Here is a 16,117-nt window from a genome sequence, read left to right as displayed (position 1 = left end):
TTTTTAAGAGCCTTGTAGTTTCAGCAATAATTTCGCTGCTGCAAAGGGAGTAGTTTTATTATTTTCTATAGCGGTAAGTTGCTCCTCCAATGATTTCTTGATCTTGGGATCTTGATAGAATCTATTTTTTAAATGCTCATTGATTGTCTGTAGCAACCAAAATTTATTTTGATTGTGACGATTGCTTTCGAAATAATCGTTTTTATCTACTAAAGATTTATATTCCAAGATCATTTCCCAAACTTCCTTAATTCCAGTTTCTTCCAACGCGCTACATAAAGATACTTTTGGTTGCCATTCACTGGCTTTGGGTGGATAGAGGTGTAAAGCTCTTTTAAACTCCAGCCTGGCATCCCGAGCAGATTTTAAATTATCTCCATCTGCCTTATTTATTACAATAGCATCAGCCATTTCTATAATTCCACGTTTAATACCTTGCAACTCATCTCCCGCTCCTGCTAGTTTCAGCAATAAGAAGAAATCGGTCATGCTATGGACAGTGGTTTCACTTTGCCCAACGCCAACAGTTTCTATCAATAAAATATCAAATCCGGCGGCTTCACAGAGGATAATGGACTCTCTAGTTTTTCGCGCCACCCCACCCAGCGAATCTCCGGATGGAGATGGCCTAATAAAGGCATTTTCTTCGGTTACCAAATGTTCCATCCGAGTTTTATCGCCCATAATACTTCCGTGAGAAACCGAACTGCTAGGATCAACTGCTAAAACCGCTACTTTTTTGCCTTGTTTAATCAAATAGCTACCAAAGGCTTCAATAAAAGTACTTTTTCCCACCCCGGGAACGCCAGTAATACCGATTCGAAGGGACATATGTGCGTGTGGAAGGCATTCTTCTATCAATTTTTCGGCAATAGCCTGATGCTCTATCTGATTGCTTTCAACTAAAGTGATTCCTCTACTCAATGCGGTTTTATCGCCCGCTAATAATTTTGATGCTAATGCTGAATCTTGAGCTATTTTTTTTCTGGAAGTTTTAATCTTTTCTCGGGAAGCCGGATTAATATTTGGAGTGGCAGGTGTGCTTGCTGATTGATGCAAAGCAGATTTTTTAGCTGATTTCGACAAATTGAAATTGAGATTTATGACAAATTTATGAGCACTTCTTTTGAAGTAAACTGCTTATGTTGGTATCTTCAAATTTAAATAAAATTAATCAAAAATATACAAGATGAAAACATTGTACAAAGCCAAAGTTACTACATCCGGAGGTCGAGAAGGACATGTGAAAAGTGACGATGGTATATTAGATATGAGAGTAAGTATGCCTAAAGGAATGGGCGGTAAAGGTGATAATTTCACTAATCCAGAGCAGTTATTCGCGGCCGGGTATTCTTCCTGTTTTGGAAGTGCTTTACAGGTAGTTGCTAAAAAACACAAAGTAGATTTAGGTGATTTTAGTGTTACGGCTACTGTGAAATTGGGAACTTTAGAAGGTGGTAATTTACAATTAGCCGCTATTTTAGACTGTTATATACCAGGTGTAGATGTTGAGCAAGGGGAAGAGTTGGTAAATGAAGCGCACGAAATATGCCCTTATTCTAGAGCTACCAGAGATAATATAGACGTTACTCTAAATTTAATGTTGGACGAATAATTGAGCGAAATCTCAATTTTTTAATTTTACAAGAAATAGAAGCTGTTCAGAAAATTAATTTTTTGAACAGCTTTTTTATTTTTTAATGGGTAAGGTTATTTTCGTATTATCCCAAGCAAGGTTTAAAAGCATTAGATCATTAGCTTTTTCAAAATAAATACTGAATTGCTCCAAAGTATCCTGAACCCTGATTACAGGAGCTTCTATTATCAAAACATCAAAATTAGGGTCACGCGAGGCCTTTTTTTCAAGATTGATGCCCCATGGATACATCTTGGAATTAAAAATTACTTTCCAAGTGCCCGGATTTGGGATGGTCCATAATGTATAAGTGCCGTTTGGAAGGGGAGAGCCATCTACTAAAATATCCTTATTGGTAGAAAATGTAGTTGCTTCATTCGCTCCAGTTCTCCAAACTTCTCCATAAGGCACCAATCCTCCGAAGATCTCTCTTCCCTTTTTATAAGGCCTGTTATAAACGACTTCCATTTTTAAAGAGTCTTCAGAGAAAACACTAATATCTTCCGGGCTTAAGGCTTTAGTAGAGTAAAGCCATAATAAGACCCCTCCAATAATTACTGCAAACACAGCAATTATTATTTTAATAGTAAAGCGTTGAGACTTTTTCATTTATAATAAATTTCTATTTCTAAAATCAGATTCAAAAGAGAAACGGCTTCTCTTAAAATTCTTAATTTAAAGATAGTTTTCTAAAACTATACCAAATACCTTTATTTATAGGTAGTTGGTGATTAAAAAATTTGCTTGTCCGTAAAGTGGCCTAAACTGAGAAAGGCATCATTCTGTTCCGACCGTTAGGGAGTTTCAAAATCCCATTAATATATTAAGACCCTGAAATGAATTCAGGGTGACGAGGGAACAATTAGGATAAAAAACGGATACACATCTAAAAAATGTGCAAAACCTTTCAGAAATGCTTTTGTTAAAAAAATAATTGATAATGTTTGCAACAATGGAAAACTTAGCTCGTCTTTTAAGTACTAACCAATTAAGCAGTATTAAATTTTGTTAAAGCATCAACTCATAGAAGATTGTCGTGCCAATAACAGAAAAGCACAATTAAAACTATATAACAGTTATTGTGATGGGATGTTCATTGTGGCCAGTAGATTCCTTAGGGATACGGCCGAGGCTGAAGATGCTATGCAGGAAGCTTTTGTGAAGGCCTTTACAAAACTTCATCAATACTCCGGAGAAGTCACTTTTGGAGCATGGTTAAAGCGAATTGTTATAAATAAGTGTTTAGATCAGTTAAAGGCAAAGAAACTGGAATATGTTGCATTAAATGAGCAGTTAATTGAAAAGGTGGCAGATGATGAGGCTCAGGATTGGCAGGTGGATGATGGTATTGGAGTTGGAGAAGTGAAAGCTGAAATTCAGGAGCTTCCAGAAAAATATAAATACCCTCTTATGCTTTATTTAATTGAAGGATATGATCATGAGGAGATTTCAGAAATATTGAAGATCTCACAGGTTGCTTCCAGAACGCTGGTGCATAGGGGAAAGAAAAAATTACAAGAAAAATTAAAAGCATTTAGAAATGGCACAGGATATTAGAGATATGTTCAAGGAAGATGAGCCTTGGACTAAGGAAAAGCTGAGTAAGGATCACCACAAACGTTTTGAGGCTAAGCTAGATGCTGCGTTGCCAATACAAAACAACAGCAATAAATTTAATTTTTTAAAAATTGCGGCAATTTTTATTGTAGCAGTAGGGATTGGTGCTTTCTTTTTGAATAAAGAAAAAGTAATAAACACTGAGGTTCCGCTGGTTATCTCTCCAGAAACTAAAGAAGATGCAACTAAGCTTCCGGTTAAAGAGTTTCAATTAAGTGAAGTTTCTCCGGATTTTAAAAAGATAGAGAACTATTACTTAGCTGGCATCAATATGGAATTGGCTAAACTAGAAGTAAATCCTAACAACAAAGCCTTGATAGACTCATTTATGGGGAAAATGGCAGAATTAAATAATGAATATAAACGCTTGAATGCCGAGTTTAATGAAGCCGGTCCCAATGAGCAAACAATTGAAGCAATGGTCGAAAATCTTCAATTTCGCTTGGACTTGCTGTATAAACTCAAGAATAAATTAAAAGAAATCAAACAAACTAAAAACACAACTAATGAAAACTATAAAGTCTAATTATATCCTACTTTTTTGCTTATTATTTTCAGCAGGGATATTTGCTCAAACTAAAAAACTCGAGAAGAGTTATAAGACAAAACAGGACGTTTCTGTAGTAGTAGATTCAAAATACACCAATATAATTGTTGAAAATTGGGATAAAAATGAAGTAGCTATAGAAGCCTTTCTGGAAACCGGAAACTTAAGCGCTGAAGATGCTAAAAAAGCCTTGGATGGTTGGAAATTGGAAACTTCAGGGAACTCCGATAAAATTGAAATCACTTCTGGTGGAGGAACTCGGATGAATTTAAATTTAGACATGGATCTTTCTTCCCTAACCGAATCTATGGGGGAACTACAAAATATTTTAGGCCCGATGATGACAGATATGATAGCTCCTATGTTGGAAAACATAAGTAAAAATCCGTTACCACCTCAATTCCATGAAAAGATTGGAAATATGGACTTTGATTATGATGCTTATAAGAAAGATGGAGAGAAGTATATGGAGAAATGGGAGAAAAAAATGGAGAAAAACTTCGGAAAAGATTTTGAAAAATCTATGGAAGAGTGGGGAAAGCAATTCGAGAAGAACTCTGAGGTTTGGGAGAAAGATTTTGAAAAGAAAATGGAAGCTTGGGGAGAAAATTTTGAAAAGAAATTCGGAAAAGACATGGAAAGATGGGGCGAAGATTTCGAAAAGAAAATGGAAACCTGGGGAGAGAATTTTGATAAAGAAATGGAAGGAAGACATAATTTAAAGGGAGAATCAAGAGGGACTAGTAGAACTTCTTCTCAAGGCAAGCGCATTATTAAACTAAAAATCCCTAGAAACGCCAAATTAGATGTGGATGTAAGATATGGCGAATTGAAACTGGGAGAAAGAACAACTAATCTAAAAGCAAATTTATCACACAGTAAATTATCTGCAAATATTATTGAAGGAGAGAAAACCGAAATAAAAGTGTCTTACAGCCCAATAAATGTAAATATCTGGAACTATGGAGTACTTAAAACTAATTACGTTGAAGACTGTGTAATAGGAAAGGCTAAAAGCATTAAGCTTATATCGAACTCTAGCGATGTAAGCCTTAAAGAAATCACCGAAACCGGAATACTTTCCGGAACCTTTGGCGAGCTTGCAGTAGGGAAATTAGGTACAGGATTTAAAAATTTGGATATCACTTTAGAAAATAGCGATTTAAGGTTGTCTCTACCAAACGCTCCCTTAAATTTCAATTATAATGGTACTCAAAGTAATATTGAATATCCAAGGACAACTTCTATAAAATCCACTAAATCTTACGATAACGAAATTCTTAATGGATACTATAAATCTAAGGATGGCAATGGAAGTGTTAACATAAATGCAAGTTTTAGCGACGTGTATATAAAATAAGTTATTTTTGAAAAAAATAGCTCGATGTCCAAATCAAATTTCACTGAATTTATAAGTGATTGCACTAAAGAATTCACCCCTGTCCTTGATAAAACCTTTGTAAAAAAGGATTTTGTTCATATAGATCTTTCTGAAACTAATAAGGAGATTAGAGAGATGCCAATTCCATCTGCGATGGCGGTGAAAACCTTTATAGATGGGTATGTTGCTTCCAAAAATGCAAAAGTAGCTTATGGCGGTTATAATGAAAAACGCACCTTATATCAGCGCAGTGTGATTTTTAATAACGATGCTACTCCTTCCTCAAGAAATATACATATTGGCTTAGATCTTTGGTGCGATGCCGGCACTTCGGTATTGGCAGCATTAGACGGTACAGTACATAGTTATAAGGAAAATGAAGGTTTTGGTAACTATGGTCCAACTATAATCCTGGAACATATAGTTGGAGACAGGACTTTTTATACATTATATGGACATTTAAGTAAAGACTCTATTAAAAACCTAAGTTTCGGGCAAATTGTTGAAGCCGGAGATAAAATAGGCACCCTCGGTTCCCGTAAAGTGAATGGGGATTATGCGCCACACTTACATTTTCAAATTATCAAAGATATTCAAGGATTTACAGGCGATTATCCTGGAGTTGCCGCTGCAGACAAACTGGATTTTTACTTAGAAAATTGCCCGGATCCCAACCTATTGCTGAAGATTGATTAAAAGATATATCTAATATTCCGTTGACTTTAGAATACGCCTATAAAACTCAAGAGATTTCTCAGTCGCAAAAAGTTTTTTCGAAATGATTTTTTTTGGTATAGTATAATTTCCCGATTTGTCATCTCGAACTTAGTGAGAGATCTCGATGGTGTTTACAGCTTCAAGTAACTAAGAGATTTCTCAATCGCAAAAACCTTCTTCGAAATAACAGTATTTTTTACCTTACTTCTTTTTTAGATTTTAAAAACCAAGCAACAGCTGCCGAAGTAACCACGCCCATTACTAATGCTCCAAATGTAGCTTGGATGATGTAAGATTTTAAGTTGAAATATGCTTCTGCTTGATCTTGTTTCATCATCCCTTTTTCTACACTATATGCAATTACATTATTAAAATAATCCGGGCTTATATAAGTACTCGTGATAAATTGTGATAAAGGTGATAGTACAGTAACAACAATCGTAACAATTAAACCTGCTACAAAACCTTGACGCCAAGTCATGATCCCGTTATAAAAATTTGCTTTTTTATCTCTTAAGGCGAGTACAAAAATTAATACAGCTAGAATTCCGAAGAAGTTGGTGTAAATAGCATGTTTTGCAATAAGCAAATCGTGCCAACCCATACTTTTTTCAAAAACCATCCAAAGCAAGGCAACAATCGTAAAGATTACACCCCACTTAATTTCAATCCCAATTTTATTCATTTTTGATATCCTTTGATTAAAAAGTAAAGGTATCAAAAACCTAGAATTATATTCATCTTGATGAAAAAATGCTATTTAAATGTAATTTCGTCAAGCTGAACTTGTTTCAGCTTCTATATATTTAACAACTTGAAATATCCGAAGCATTTGAAAAGTACGACTTACTTTGATGTTTATTATAACTACTTAAAGATTCTGTCTTTAGATGATACTATCCTAAATATCAAACTGAGCCTGTCGAAGTTTCTTTTTGAAGATACATTTCTACAGGCTCACTATGACAATTCCGTTTAATGGATTAAGCGTCCTTATTCAGCTTTTTTGTTAGGAAAAAGCCTGTGAATAAACTAAGTCCCGCCATCAAAAAGATGGTTCCCGGAAATGCAACATCTTCTGTTACATTTAAATTGTAAACTAGAATATTAGCAATAAAAATTCCAATCCCGATCCCCATTAAGAGTAATCCTAAATTAAGAATAATCACTTTCCAAATTGGTGTAACCCGTTTGTTGGAGCTATAAAATATAGAGCGTCTCCTCCTTTTTCTATTAATGCAAGCCGTTCCCTGTTTCTTGCTGAGATGTATAAATAGAAAATTCCGAAAATAACTCCAAAAATGACCGGTAAAATAATAACTTCAGATCCCATGATGATTTGTTTTTTAATGTGAATAATTTCTGTTCGTTTTCTATTAAGACGCCAAGCTTATGTTTTCGGTTACAAGAAATATCATTTTTGTTTTCAATAGAACACTAGAGCTTTAATTCAAGATATATCGATTTTAAAATTATTTTTCATCTATGCCTGTTTTTTGAATCAGAAATTCACCTAACCAACTCGTCACCCTGTCCCGAAGCCTCGGGAGTATTCAGGGTCGCCTTCAGACTTGCTTAGATGCTGAATCAAGTTCAGCATGACCATAAAATTTAATCTTACAAAGAAAAAGTGATTTCCAACACAAAACTAAAAATCAATTTATTCTGTAACCAATTCCACATTTTATGCGTCTTATAGAATAATGAGTAAGCTATCGGACCTTATTTTAATAAAACGAACTTTGGATGGGAATACTAATGCCTTTGGCATATTGGTAAATCGGCATCAGGATTATATTTATAATGTGGTTATTAAGATGTTAAGGAATAGGGAAGAGGCAGAGGAAATCGCGCAAGATACTTTTATAAAAGCTTACGAGGTGTTGGCCAGTTTTAAAGCTGAAGCCAAATTTCCTACATGGTTGTTCAAAATCGCCTATAGAAAGTCCTTGGATAGGATAAAAAAGAATAAACGGTCTACTACTTTAGAATTGGTTGAAAATCTTACTGAAGATGCTTCTATGGATTTTGAAAACGGATTGGCAATTATGTTGATGGAGGAGCGAAAAGAGATAATTAAAAATTGTATTCAAAAGCTTCCGGAAATTGAAGCAGCAATTATTACGTTGTATTATTATGAAGAGCAATCGGTTAAAGAAATTGCAGAGATCACAAATTTATCTCAGGATAATATAAAAGTGAAATTACACCGAAGCAGGAAATTATTATACTCCTCTTTGGAAAATCATATACAGCCTAAAATATTAAGTGAAAATGGAAAAGCATAAGGCAGAAGAGGAATTCTTCAAAAAAATAATTAAAGAGACTGGTAGAGAAAAAGCATCACCAGATTTTTATAAGAATGTAATGCGAGCAATTGAAGCTAAGCAAACTTCTAAGCTTGTTTATAAACCCCTTATTTCACAAAATGTGTGGATTGCTTTGGTGCTTGCAATTAGTCTTTCTGTTTTTGGTCTTTTTCTAATGACCACTGGTTTCTCTATGAATTGGAACTTTAGTTTTATGAATTATATCTCGGTTCCAAAAATCAACTTATCATCGACTATGATTTACGCCATTGGATTTATTTCTTTATTCTTTTTGCAAATCCCTTTTCTACAAAATTTTATGAGAGATCAGTATAAGTGAGTTAAGGTTTGTTAAGATTACATTTTTAAGGATTGTTGGATCTGTTGAAGTATATCTAGGAAATGATTTCTCGACTTCGCTCGAAGTGACAAACTGAAATAATAAGGTTGACCAATATTATTTATTTAATTTTTGCATAATTGGTGGGATCCTGAAATAAATTCAGGATGACGTAAAGATCATTTTATCCAATATTATAAAACAACAAACCCGGCGAATTGCCGGGTTTGTTGTTTTTTTAGAATAAATTATTCTAGCTTTCATGCCCTGTAAGTACCCAATCTCCTTTTTCCAATAGAGGGATTGCTTGCTTGTATTTCAAGGTTTTATTCTCGCCGCTCATCACATTTTTAATAGTAACTCTATCGTTTCTATTAATCTTTGGTTGATCACGAACTATTGTTTCAGTTACTTGTGGTCTTTGTTGCGTTTGTCCTGCAGCTCTGCTTTGTGCGGATCGTTCATCCAAATTTGGAATTTCCTCCTTGGTGGTTTCAATTTTCTCACGACGCTTAGGCTGACGTGCTTCCTGAATATTTGTTGTATTTCCTTCAGGAATTTCACCTTTAAATAAGAATGAGATCACATCTTTATTCACTTGTTCTATCATAGATTTGAATAACTCAAAAGCTTCAAACTTATAGATCAATAAAGGATCTTTTTGTTCGTGAACTGCTAATTGCACACTCTGCTTTAATTCGTCCATCTTACGCAAATGCGTTTTCCAGGACTCATCTATGATAGCAAGCGTGATGTTCTTTTCAAAATCTTTGGTAAGTTGTTTTCCTTCAGACTCATATGCTTTTTCAAGATTGGTAACAACTTGCAGGTTTTTTACTCCATCTGTAAAAGGAACTGCGATACGCTCAAAATTATTAGCAGGATCCTCATATACATTTTTAATAATTGGAAAAGCCAATGTAGCTGTACGTTCCATTTTATTATGGTAATGTTCGAATGCTGCTTTGTAAACTAGTCCCGCAATCTTCTGAACATCCATTTTTCCAAAAACATCTTCAGAAACAGGAGAGCTCATAGAGAAATAACGAATCAATTCAAATTCGAAATTCTTATAATCTGATGCTGCTTTGTTATATTCAGTAATTACTTCAGAAGTATCAAAGATCATATTGGCGATATCCACCTTTAAACGATCTCCAAAAAGTGCATGATAACGACGTTTGTAAATTACTTCTCTTTGAGCATTCATAACATCATCGTACTCCAACAATCTTTTACGAACTCCGAAGTTGTTTTCTTCCACCTTTTTCTGTGCGCGCTCGATAGATTTAGAGATCATGGAGTGCTGAATTACTTCTCCTTCTTCCAAGCCCATTCTATCCATTAATTTCGCAATCCTTTCAGATCCAAATAAACGCATCAAGTTGTCTTCCAGAGAAACATAGAACTGAGAACTTCCCGGATCTCCTTGACGACCTGCACGACCACGTAATTGCCTGTCTACACGCCTGGAGTCATGACGTTCTGTACCAATAATAGCTAAACCGCCAGCTTCTTTAACTTCATTACTCAATTTGATATCGGTACCACGACCAGCCATGTTGGTTGCGATTGTTACAATTCCGGCATTTCCGGCTTCGGCAACAATATCTGCTTCTTTCTTATGCAGCTTCGCATTCAAAACATTGTGAGGAACGTTTCTCAACTTCAACATTCTACTCAATAATTCTGAAATCTCTACTGAAGTTGTTCCGATAAGTACCGGTCTTCCTGATTTAGAAAGTTTTGTAACTTCATCTATTACGGCATTAAATTTTTCACGTTTGGTCTTGTAAACAAGATCTTCGCGGTCATGTCTCGCAATTGGTCTATTCGTTGGAATCTCCACCACATCCAATTTATAGATTTCCCATAATTCTCCGGCTTCCGTTACCGCAGTTCCCGTCATCCCCGAAAGTTTACGATACATTCTAAAGAAATTCTGAAGCGTTACGGTTGCAAAAGTTTGTGTAGCATCTTCAATCTTCACATTTTCTTTAGCTTCAATAGCTTGGTGCAACCCATCGCTATATCTTCTTCCGTCCATAATACGACCAGTCTGCTCATCTACGATCTTAACTTTATTATCCATCACCACATATTCGGTGTCTTTTTCAAACAAAGTATACGCCTTTAACAACTGACGCATGGTATGGATTCGATCACTTTTCACGCTATATTCACGGAAAAGCTCTTCTTTTTTCTCTACTTCTTCTTCCTTGCTAAGTCCTTGATTGTCGATCTTAGCGATCTCCATACCAATTTCCGGCATTACGAAAAAGTCGGGATCATCTTTACCAGATAAGAATTCTACCCCTTTATCGGTAAGATCTATCTGATTATTTTTTTCTTCAATAACGAAATAAAGTTCCTCATCTACAGTTGGCATCTCACGATTGTTATCTGCCATGTATTGATTTTCGGTTTTCTGAAGCAATTGTTTAATTCCTTCTTCACTTAAAAATTTAATAAGTGCTTTATTTTTAGGTAAACCTCTATAAACTCTTAAAAGTTGAAGTCCTCCTTCTTTAGTGTCACCGGCAGCAATTAGTTTTTTAGCTTCAGCTAATACTTTAATTAAATGAGCTCTTTGTACCTCAACAATATTTTGGATTGCAGGTTTGAGTTGTTCGAACTCGTGAATATCTCCTTTAGGGATTGGTCCTGAAATTATTAATGGTGTTCTGGCATCATCTACCAATACAGAATCTACCTCATCTACGATCGCAAAATTGTGTGGGCGTTGCACCAAATCGTCCGGAGCGTGAGACATATTATCTCTCAAATAATCAAAACCGAATTCATTATTGGTTCCGTAAGTTATGTCTGCGTTATATGCTTTTCTTCTGGCAGCAGAGTTAGGTCTGTGGTAATCTATACAGTCAATACTAATTCCGTGAAATTGAAAAATAGGAGCCATCCATGCACTATCCCTTTTTGCTAAATAATCGTTCACGGTTACAAGGTGTACACCGTTTCCGCTTAAGGCATTTAAGTACATAGGTAAGGTTGCAACAAGCGTTTTACCTTCTCCTGTTTGCATCTCGGCAATTTTACCTTGGTGCATTGCTACACCACCAATTAATTGAACATCATAATGTATCATGTCCCACGTGATCGGTTTTCCGGCAGCATCCCAGGAATTATTCCAAATTGCATGGTCTCCTTCTAATTCTACATAGTCTTTTTCTGCAGAGATCTCTCTATCGAAAGCAGTGGCTGTAACTTTTAATTTTGGATTATGTACAAATCGTTTAGCTGTTTCTTTTACGGTTGCAAAAGCTTCAGGAAGAATGTCATTAAGAACAGTCTCGGTAACATTATACATTTCGTCTTTTAATGCATCAACTTCTGCATAGATATCTTCATTTCTGGTGATATCTTCAGAGGCGTCTGCTTCATTATTTAAGACTTCAATTTTCTTTCGAACATCTTCAGTAGCATCGGCAATTTGCTTTCTGAAAGCAACAGTTTTTCCTCTTAATTCATCTAAAGAAAGTGCTTCAAACTCCTTCTCTAAGGCCTTTATTTTCTCTACTATAGGTTGTATTTCTTTAACGTCTTTCTTGGATTTATCTCCAACAAAAACTTTCAATACAGAATCTAAAAAACTCATAGTTTTTTGTGTTTAATATGGTTCAAATGTACGCAAAAAAAAAGCCTCTTTTAGGAGACTTTTTAGTATTTACGTGTTATGTTTTTCTAATATTCATCCTCATTCCAAAGGTAATCTTCGTCTGTAGGATAGTCGGGCCAGATCTCTTCAATAGAGTCATATGAATCTCCTTCGTCTTCTATAGACTGAAGGTTTTCTACTACTTCTAATGGCGCTCCAGTTCGAATAGCGTAGTCAATTAATTCATCTTTTGTTGCCGGCCAAGGTGCATCGCTTAAATAAGATGCCAATTCTAATGTCCAATACATTGATTTATCGGTGTTTATTTTTTGCAAAAATAATTTTTTTGTTGTAATAGGCAAGTAAAAAATCTATTATTTAGTCAATAATGTTAAGAACATGGTCTAAAATGTCAATTTCGTACAGAAATTCTCACTTTAGCTGAATAATTTTCAATTCGTTTAATTCCCCTTTTCAGGAATCCATTTTACCTCATTTGCATGTAAGTCTTTGGACAATTTCCGTGCCAGCACAAATAGATAGTCAGATAGTCTATTAAGGTATTGCAAAACCAATACGTTAAACGGACTTATTTCATAAAGTGCTGTTGATAAACGCTCTGCGCGACGACAGACACAACGGGAAATGTGACATATTGACACGGATGGGTGGCCTCCGGGAAGCACAAAATGCGTCATTTCTGGAAGATCCTCATTCATAGCATCCATTTCATTTTCCAAGAGTTTAATATCTTCTTCAGTAACAGTTGGGATATTTAAACGCTCCTGTCCACTTTTTAAAATTGCTTTTTCCGGATCTGTGGCCAAGATTGCTCCTAAGGTAAATAGTCTATCCTGAACCCGATTTAAGATCTGACGAGTATGATTACCTACTTCCTGATCTTTTACTAATCCAATATGTGAGTTTAATTCATCTACGGTGCCGTAACTTTCTATTCTTATATGGTGTTTTGGAACTCTGGTACCTCCAAAGAGAGAGGTAGTTCCTTTATCGCCAGTCTTGGTGTATATTTTCATATCAATTTTCTTTTGAACTATTCAAAGATACAAACATATATAGAAGGGGATTAAGGAAATGAATATGAAGGAATGACTTAATAGAGTATTTAAGTGATACTATTCTCGTATTAAAAATGAGAATTCTAAATCAGGCTAACTGGCTTTCTTTTTCTTTTTGCGCTCTAAATAGCGCATTCTGAAATTTTTTATTTTTTTTTATGCTTGCGAAGTCTACTTGCACTGCCTTTATTCCAAAGAAAATAGGTAATCACAGCTGCAATTATCAATAAATAAATCCAGGTTTCCCTGTCAAAATCAATCATTTGTAGATGAATTTAATACAAGGTAAGAAAATGAATTTTAAATGCCAAGTGTGATTATTTCATTTCTATTTCTCGATGAATTTTTGGATAGGTGTATTTTTCTGAGATTCTTCACTACGCTATGCTACGTTCAGAATGACACTTTTTGTTCTTTGTCATCCCGACGATAGGAGGGATCTCTTTTTGGAAATCAATATTTGCCGCGAATTCGCGATTTTTCGTAAAATTTCCAATTATTCTAAAAAAAAATCGAATCAATTTAGCCTAAATAAGTTTTACGTATTTTTTTTAACCTCAAACCTCAAACCTCAAACCTTTAGTGATCCGCGAAATCCCCTTGCGGCATAATATGATTCAGCGCCATTGTGATATATAAATACAGTTCCAAAGCGATAATCTGCAAAGAGAGCGCCTCCTAACTTTCTGATTTCTGAAGGGGTTTTTAACCAACTGGAAGTTTTTGCATCGAAAACACCAAGTTTTTGTAGTTCTCGATATTCTTCTTCGTTTAAAATATCTATTTCCATTTCAGCAGCCATATCCATTGCGCAACTTTTTGGGGGATGTTTTTTTCTTGACTCTAAAGCTTCACGATCGTAACAAATACTTCTGCGGCCTTTAGGACTTTCAGCTGCACAATCATAAAAAATGTACTCACCAGAATTTTCGTCATAACCAACTACATCTGGTTCTCCGCCTGTTCTTTCCATTTCATTTAGAGACCATAATTTTTTGGGATTAACTCGCAGTTTTTCTTCCACTTTGGACCATTCAATACCAATATGCCGATTCGTGTACTTTTCAAAACGAGATTTAAGTACACTTAGCAAATTTTCAATTTCTTCTGCTAGTAATTCCTTTTTGCTTTCCATTACCTGAATATTTTGAGTTACTTAAAATATCAATTAATCTTAATTAGGGAAAATGGGGTGTGGGTTATAAATATGTATTGAGTAATAATTACTTCACCGCTTCTGGAACCATAAAAGAAAAGTCGCCACCATTCTTACGAACATCACGCACTACGCTCGAAGAAATATGCCCCTTTCCTGAAGAAGAGATCAAAAAAACTGTTTCTATCCCAGACATTTTATAATTGGTTTGCCCAATCGTCTTTTCAAATTCAAGATCTATTGCATTTCGCAGGCCTCTTAGGATAAATGCAGCATTTTCCTTTTTACAAAAATCTACTGTAAGCCCTTTATAAGTCATCACTTTTATCTTAACCTCATTTTTAAAGGTTTCTTCTAAAAATCGGACTCTATCTTCTAAAGAAAACATGTATTTTTTATCAGCATTGGTCCCGATGGCAAGAATAATTTCATCAAAAAGAGGTAATGCTCGATCCAAGATATCTACATGCCCTAAAGTAATAGGATCAAAAGATCCCGGAAAAACTGCTCTTTTCATGAAGTTGTATTTACGGTATATAACAAATATAACTAATTAGACCAAGTCCAAAATTAGTGCAATTTTAAGGCTGCCTCTATAGCGCTTCCAAAAAGTTGAGGTAAACTGATTCCTGCTTTTTCGGCCTGTTGCGGTAAAATACTTGCTTCGCTTAAACCGGGAGTGGTATTCATTTCAATAAAATGAGGCTCGTTATTATGAAATATGAATTCTGAACGTGTAAACCCTTTCATTTTTAATTTCGAATAGATCAGTTTAGAAAGATCCTGTACTTTTTTTTGTCTGTTCCTTAGTAATTCTCGCCGGAGTGATCTCTTCAGACTTTCCTAAGTATTTTGCTTCATAATCGAAAAATTCATTTTCAGAAACGATCTCGGTTACAGGCAGAGCTAAGATTTTTCCTTTATACATGATCACGCCCACAGAAACTTCGGTTCCATCTAAAAAAGATTCAATAATAACTTCATCATCCTCCTTCAAAGCAACTTTTACCGCTTGTTCCACATCTTCAGCAGTCTTAACTTTACTAACTCCAAAACTACTTCCGGCTTTATTCGCTTTTATAAAACAAGGCAATCCTACTTTTTTTATAATTTCTTCAACATCAACTTCATCTCCTTTGTCAAGAAAATAATTCACCGCTGTTTTAATTCCGTAGGGCTTTAAAACACTTATTAGGTCACGCTTGTTAAAGGTGAGTGCCGCCTGATAAGATCCACAAGAGGTTTGAGGAATTCCAACTAAGTCCAAATATGCCTGTAAAAGTCCGTTTTCACCTGGTGTTCCATGGATAGTATTAAAAACACAATCGAACTGAATTTTTTTTATCCTTGATCTTTACGGTAAAATCGCTCTTGTTTATTGGGTATGGAGTATCGTCATCTGCCACCACAAACCATTCATTTTGCATGATATGAACCCTGTAAGGCTCATAAACAGAACGATCTAAATTTTTGTAAACTACATTTCCACTATTAATAGAGATCCTGTATTCACTGGAATAACCTCCCATGGCGATGGCAATTCTTTTTTTCATATTAAATAAACAGCTTTAATCCCTCATTGAGGGCTTAATTCTTCGAGGCTTGCCTCGAATTATTAAAAATATTTTTCACATCATATCTCATGGGCTTTCACCAAGGTACTTGATTTGAGATTAACAAAAATATGATTAATACTGGGTGCCACCAAAACCCCGGCGT

Annotated in this window: 15 protein-coding genes and 2 pseudogenes; 7 read left to right on the top strand and 10 right to left on the bottom strand. The window is 35.2% G+C overall.

What is annotated here, in order from left to right; all coding sequences use genetic code 11:
• Positions 1 to 3 precede the first annotated feature (3 nt).
• Entirely contained in the window at positions 4 to 1,086 is a 1,083-nt protein-coding gene (gene meaB, locus ON07_RS05265; RefSeq protein WP_010228794.1) for a methylmalonyl Co-A mutase-associated GTPase MeaB, read from the bottom strand.
• Between the two features lie 103 nt (positions 1,087 to 1,189).
• Here meaB and ON07_RS05260 point away from each other — a divergent pair, with 103 nt between their 5' ends.
• Positions 1,190 to 1,615 (top strand): organic hydroperoxide resistance protein, encoded by a 426-nt coding sequence (locus ON07_RS05260; protein ID WP_010228792.1) that lies wholly within the window; start codon positions 1,190 to 1,192, stop codon positions 1,613 to 1,615.
• 75 nt (positions 1,616 to 1,690) lie between these two features.
• Here ON07_RS05260 and ON07_RS05255 read toward each other — a convergent pair whose 3' ends face one another.
• On the bottom strand, positions 1,691 to 2,245 hold the full coding sequence (locus ON07_RS05255) for a DUF2911 domain-containing protein (protein WP_010228791.1): 555 nt from the start codon (positions 2,243 to 2,245) through the stop codon (positions 1,691 to 1,693).
• 396 nt (positions 2,246 to 2,641) lie between these two features.
• Between ON07_RS05255 and ON07_RS05250 the strand changes: the two genes are divergently transcribed.
• From ON07_RS05250 to ON07_RS05235, 4 genes are read left to right on the top strand one after another with little or no spacing between them, the layout of a single operon-like run.
• Positions 2,642 to 3,193, top strand: a complete 552-nt coding sequence (locus ON07_RS05250) for an RNA polymerase sigma factor (protein WP_029331534.1) — start codon at positions 2,642 to 2,644, stop codon at positions 3,191 to 3,193.
• On the top strand, positions 3,177 to 3,779 hold the full coding sequence (locus tag ON07_RS05245; protein ID WP_010228788.1) for a hypothetical protein: 603 nt from the start codon (positions 3,177 to 3,179) through the stop codon (positions 3,777 to 3,779). The genes ON07_RS05250 and ON07_RS05245 overlap by 17 nt, the downstream gene beginning before the upstream one ends.
• Positions 3,760 to 5,160 carry a hypothetical protein gene (locus ON07_RS05240; RefSeq protein ID WP_010228787.1) on the top strand — a complete coding sequence of 467 codons (1,401 nt, stop codon included), beginning with the start codon at positions 3,760 to 3,762 and terminating at the stop codon, positions 5,158 to 5,160. Before ON07_RS05245 ends, ON07_RS05240 begins: the two co-directional genes overlap by 20 nt.
• Positions 5,161 to 5,184: 24 nt before the next feature.
• Entirely contained in the window at positions 5,185 to 5,877 is a 693-nt protein-coding gene (locus tag ON07_RS05235) for a peptidoglycan DD-metalloendopeptidase family protein (protein WP_010228786.1), read from the top strand.
• A gap of 217 nt (positions 5,878 to 6,094) precedes the next feature.
• Here ON07_RS05235 and ON07_RS05230 read toward each other — a convergent pair whose 3' ends face one another.
• The gene (locus ON07_RS05230; RefSeq protein ID WP_010228785.1) at positions 6,095 to 6,583 is read right to left on the bottom strand and encodes a DUF4199 domain-containing protein; all 489 of its coding nucleotides are present in this window, start codon (positions 6,581 to 6,583) and stop codon (positions 6,095 to 6,097) included.
• A 298-nt stretch (positions 6,584 to 6,881) separates the two neighbouring features.
• Positions 6,882 to 7,231: pseudogene (locus ON07_RS17905) on the bottom strand (DUF6249 domain-containing protein).
• Positions 7,232 to 7,601: 370 nt separating this feature from the next.
• Between ON07_RS17905 and ON07_RS05220 the strand changes: the two are divergent.
• Entirely contained in the window at positions 7,602 to 8,186 is a 585-nt protein-coding gene (locus tag ON07_RS05220) for an RNA polymerase sigma factor (RefSeq protein WP_010228784.1), read from the top strand.
• The gene (locus ON07_RS05215; protein WP_010228783.1) at positions 8,173 to 8,547 is read left to right on the top strand and encodes a hypothetical protein; all 375 of its coding nucleotides are present in this window, start codon (positions 8,173 to 8,175) and stop codon (positions 8,545 to 8,547) included. The genes ON07_RS05220 and ON07_RS05215 overlap by 14 nt, the downstream gene beginning before the upstream one ends.
• Before the next feature lie 253 nt (positions 8,548 to 8,800).
• Here ON07_RS05215 and secA read toward each other — a convergent pair whose 3' ends face one another.
• The 6 genes and pseudogenes from secA to ON07_RS17415 form a co-directional block, all read right to left on the bottom strand.
• The gene (gene secA, locus ON07_RS05210; RefSeq protein WP_010228782.1) at positions 8,801 to 12,163 is read right to left on the bottom strand and encodes a preprotein translocase subunit SecA; all 3,363 of its coding nucleotides are present in this window, start codon (positions 12,161 to 12,163) and stop codon (positions 8,801 to 8,803) included.
• Positions 12,164 to 12,249: 86 nt separating this feature from the next.
• The gene (locus ON07_RS05205; RefSeq protein ID WP_006989959.1) at positions 12,250 to 12,471 is read right to left on the bottom strand and encodes a DUF2795 domain-containing protein; all 222 of its coding nucleotides are present in this window, start codon (positions 12,469 to 12,471) and stop codon (positions 12,250 to 12,252) included.
• 153 nt (positions 12,472 to 12,624) lie between these two features.
• A complete protein-coding gene (locus ON07_RS05200; RefSeq protein WP_010228776.1) occupies positions 12,625 to 13,200 on the bottom strand; it encodes a cob(I)yrinic acid a,c-diamide adenosyltransferase in 576 nt (191 codons plus the stop codon).
• Positions 13,201 to 13,813: 613 nt separating this feature from the next.
• The gene (locus tag ON07_RS05195) at positions 13,814 to 14,377 is read right to left on the bottom strand and encodes a DUF4256 domain-containing protein (RefSeq protein ID WP_010228772.1); all 564 of its coding nucleotides are present in this window, start codon (positions 14,375 to 14,377) and stop codon (positions 13,814 to 13,816) included.
• Positions 14,378 to 14,465: 88 nt separating this feature from the next.
• The gene (gene coaD, locus ON07_RS05190; RefSeq protein ID WP_010228770.1) at positions 14,466 to 14,915 is read right to left on the bottom strand and encodes a pantetheine-phosphate adenylyltransferase; all 450 of its coding nucleotides are present in this window, start codon (positions 14,913 to 14,915) and stop codon (positions 14,466 to 14,468) included.
• Between the two features lie 53 nt (positions 14,916 to 14,968).
• Positions 14,969 to 15,951: pseudogene (locus tag ON07_RS17415) on the bottom strand (D-alanine--D-alanine ligase).
• Positions 15,952 to 16,117: the final 166 nt, after the last annotated feature.

Source organism: Gillisia marina, from assembly GCF_000258765.1.
GTDB classification, from domain to species: Bacteria; Bacteroidota; Bacteroidia; order Flavobacteriales; family Flavobacteriaceae; genus Gillisia; species Gillisia marina.
This window is presented reverse-complemented; position numbering and strand designations above follow the sequence as displayed.

Bases quoted from the DNA above. Each gene is read 5' to 3' on its own strand.
- ON07_RS05230 (WP_010228785.1), bottom strand. From the start codon at position 6,583: ATGAATAAAATTGGGATTGAAATTAAGTGGGGTGTAATCTTTACGATT.
- ON07_RS05205 (WP_006989959.1), bottom strand. From the start codon at position 12,471: ATGTATTGGACATTAGAATTGGCATCTTATTTAAGCGATGCACCTTGG.
- ON07_RS05220 (WP_010228784.1), top strand. From the start codon at position 7,602: ATGAGTAAGCTATCGGACCTTATTTTAATAAAACGAACTTTGGATGGG.
- secA (WP_010228782.1), bottom strand. From the start codon at position 12,163: ATGAGTTTTTTAGATTCTGTATTGAAAGTTTTTGTTGGAGATAAATCC.
- ON07_RS05240 (WP_010228787.1), top strand. From the start codon at position 3,760: ATGAAAACTATAAAGTCTAATTATATCCTACTTTTTTGCTTATTATTT.
- ON07_RS05200 (WP_010228776.1), bottom strand. From the start codon at position 13,200: ATGAAAATATACACCAAGACTGGCGATAAAGGAACTACCTCTCTCTTT.
- ON07_RS05245 (WP_010228788.1), top strand. From the start codon at position 3,177: ATGGCACAGGATATTAGAGATATGTTCAAGGAAGATGAGCCTTGGACT.
- ON07_RS05255 (WP_010228791.1), bottom strand. From the start codon at position 2,245: ATGAAAAAGTCTCAACGCTTTACTATTAAAATAATAATTGCTGTGTTT.
- coaD (WP_010228770.1), bottom strand. From the start codon at position 14,915: ATGAAAAGAGCAGTTTTTCCGGGATCTTTTGATCCTATTACTTTAGGG.
- ON07_RS05215 (WP_010228783.1), top strand. From the start codon at position 8,173: ATGGAAAAGCATAAGGCAGAAGAGGAATTCTTCAAAAAAATAATTAAA.
- ON07_RS05235 (WP_010228786.1), top strand. From the start codon at position 5,185: ATGTCCAAATCAAATTTCACTGAATTTATAAGTGATTGCACTAAAGAA.
- ON07_RS05260 (WP_010228792.1), top strand. From the start codon at position 1,190: ATGAAAACATTGTACAAAGCCAAAGTTACTACATCCGGAGGTCGAGAA.
- ON07_RS05195 (WP_010228772.1), bottom strand. From the start codon at position 14,377: ATGGAAAGCAAAAAGGAATTACTAGCAGAAGAAATTGAAAATTTGCTA.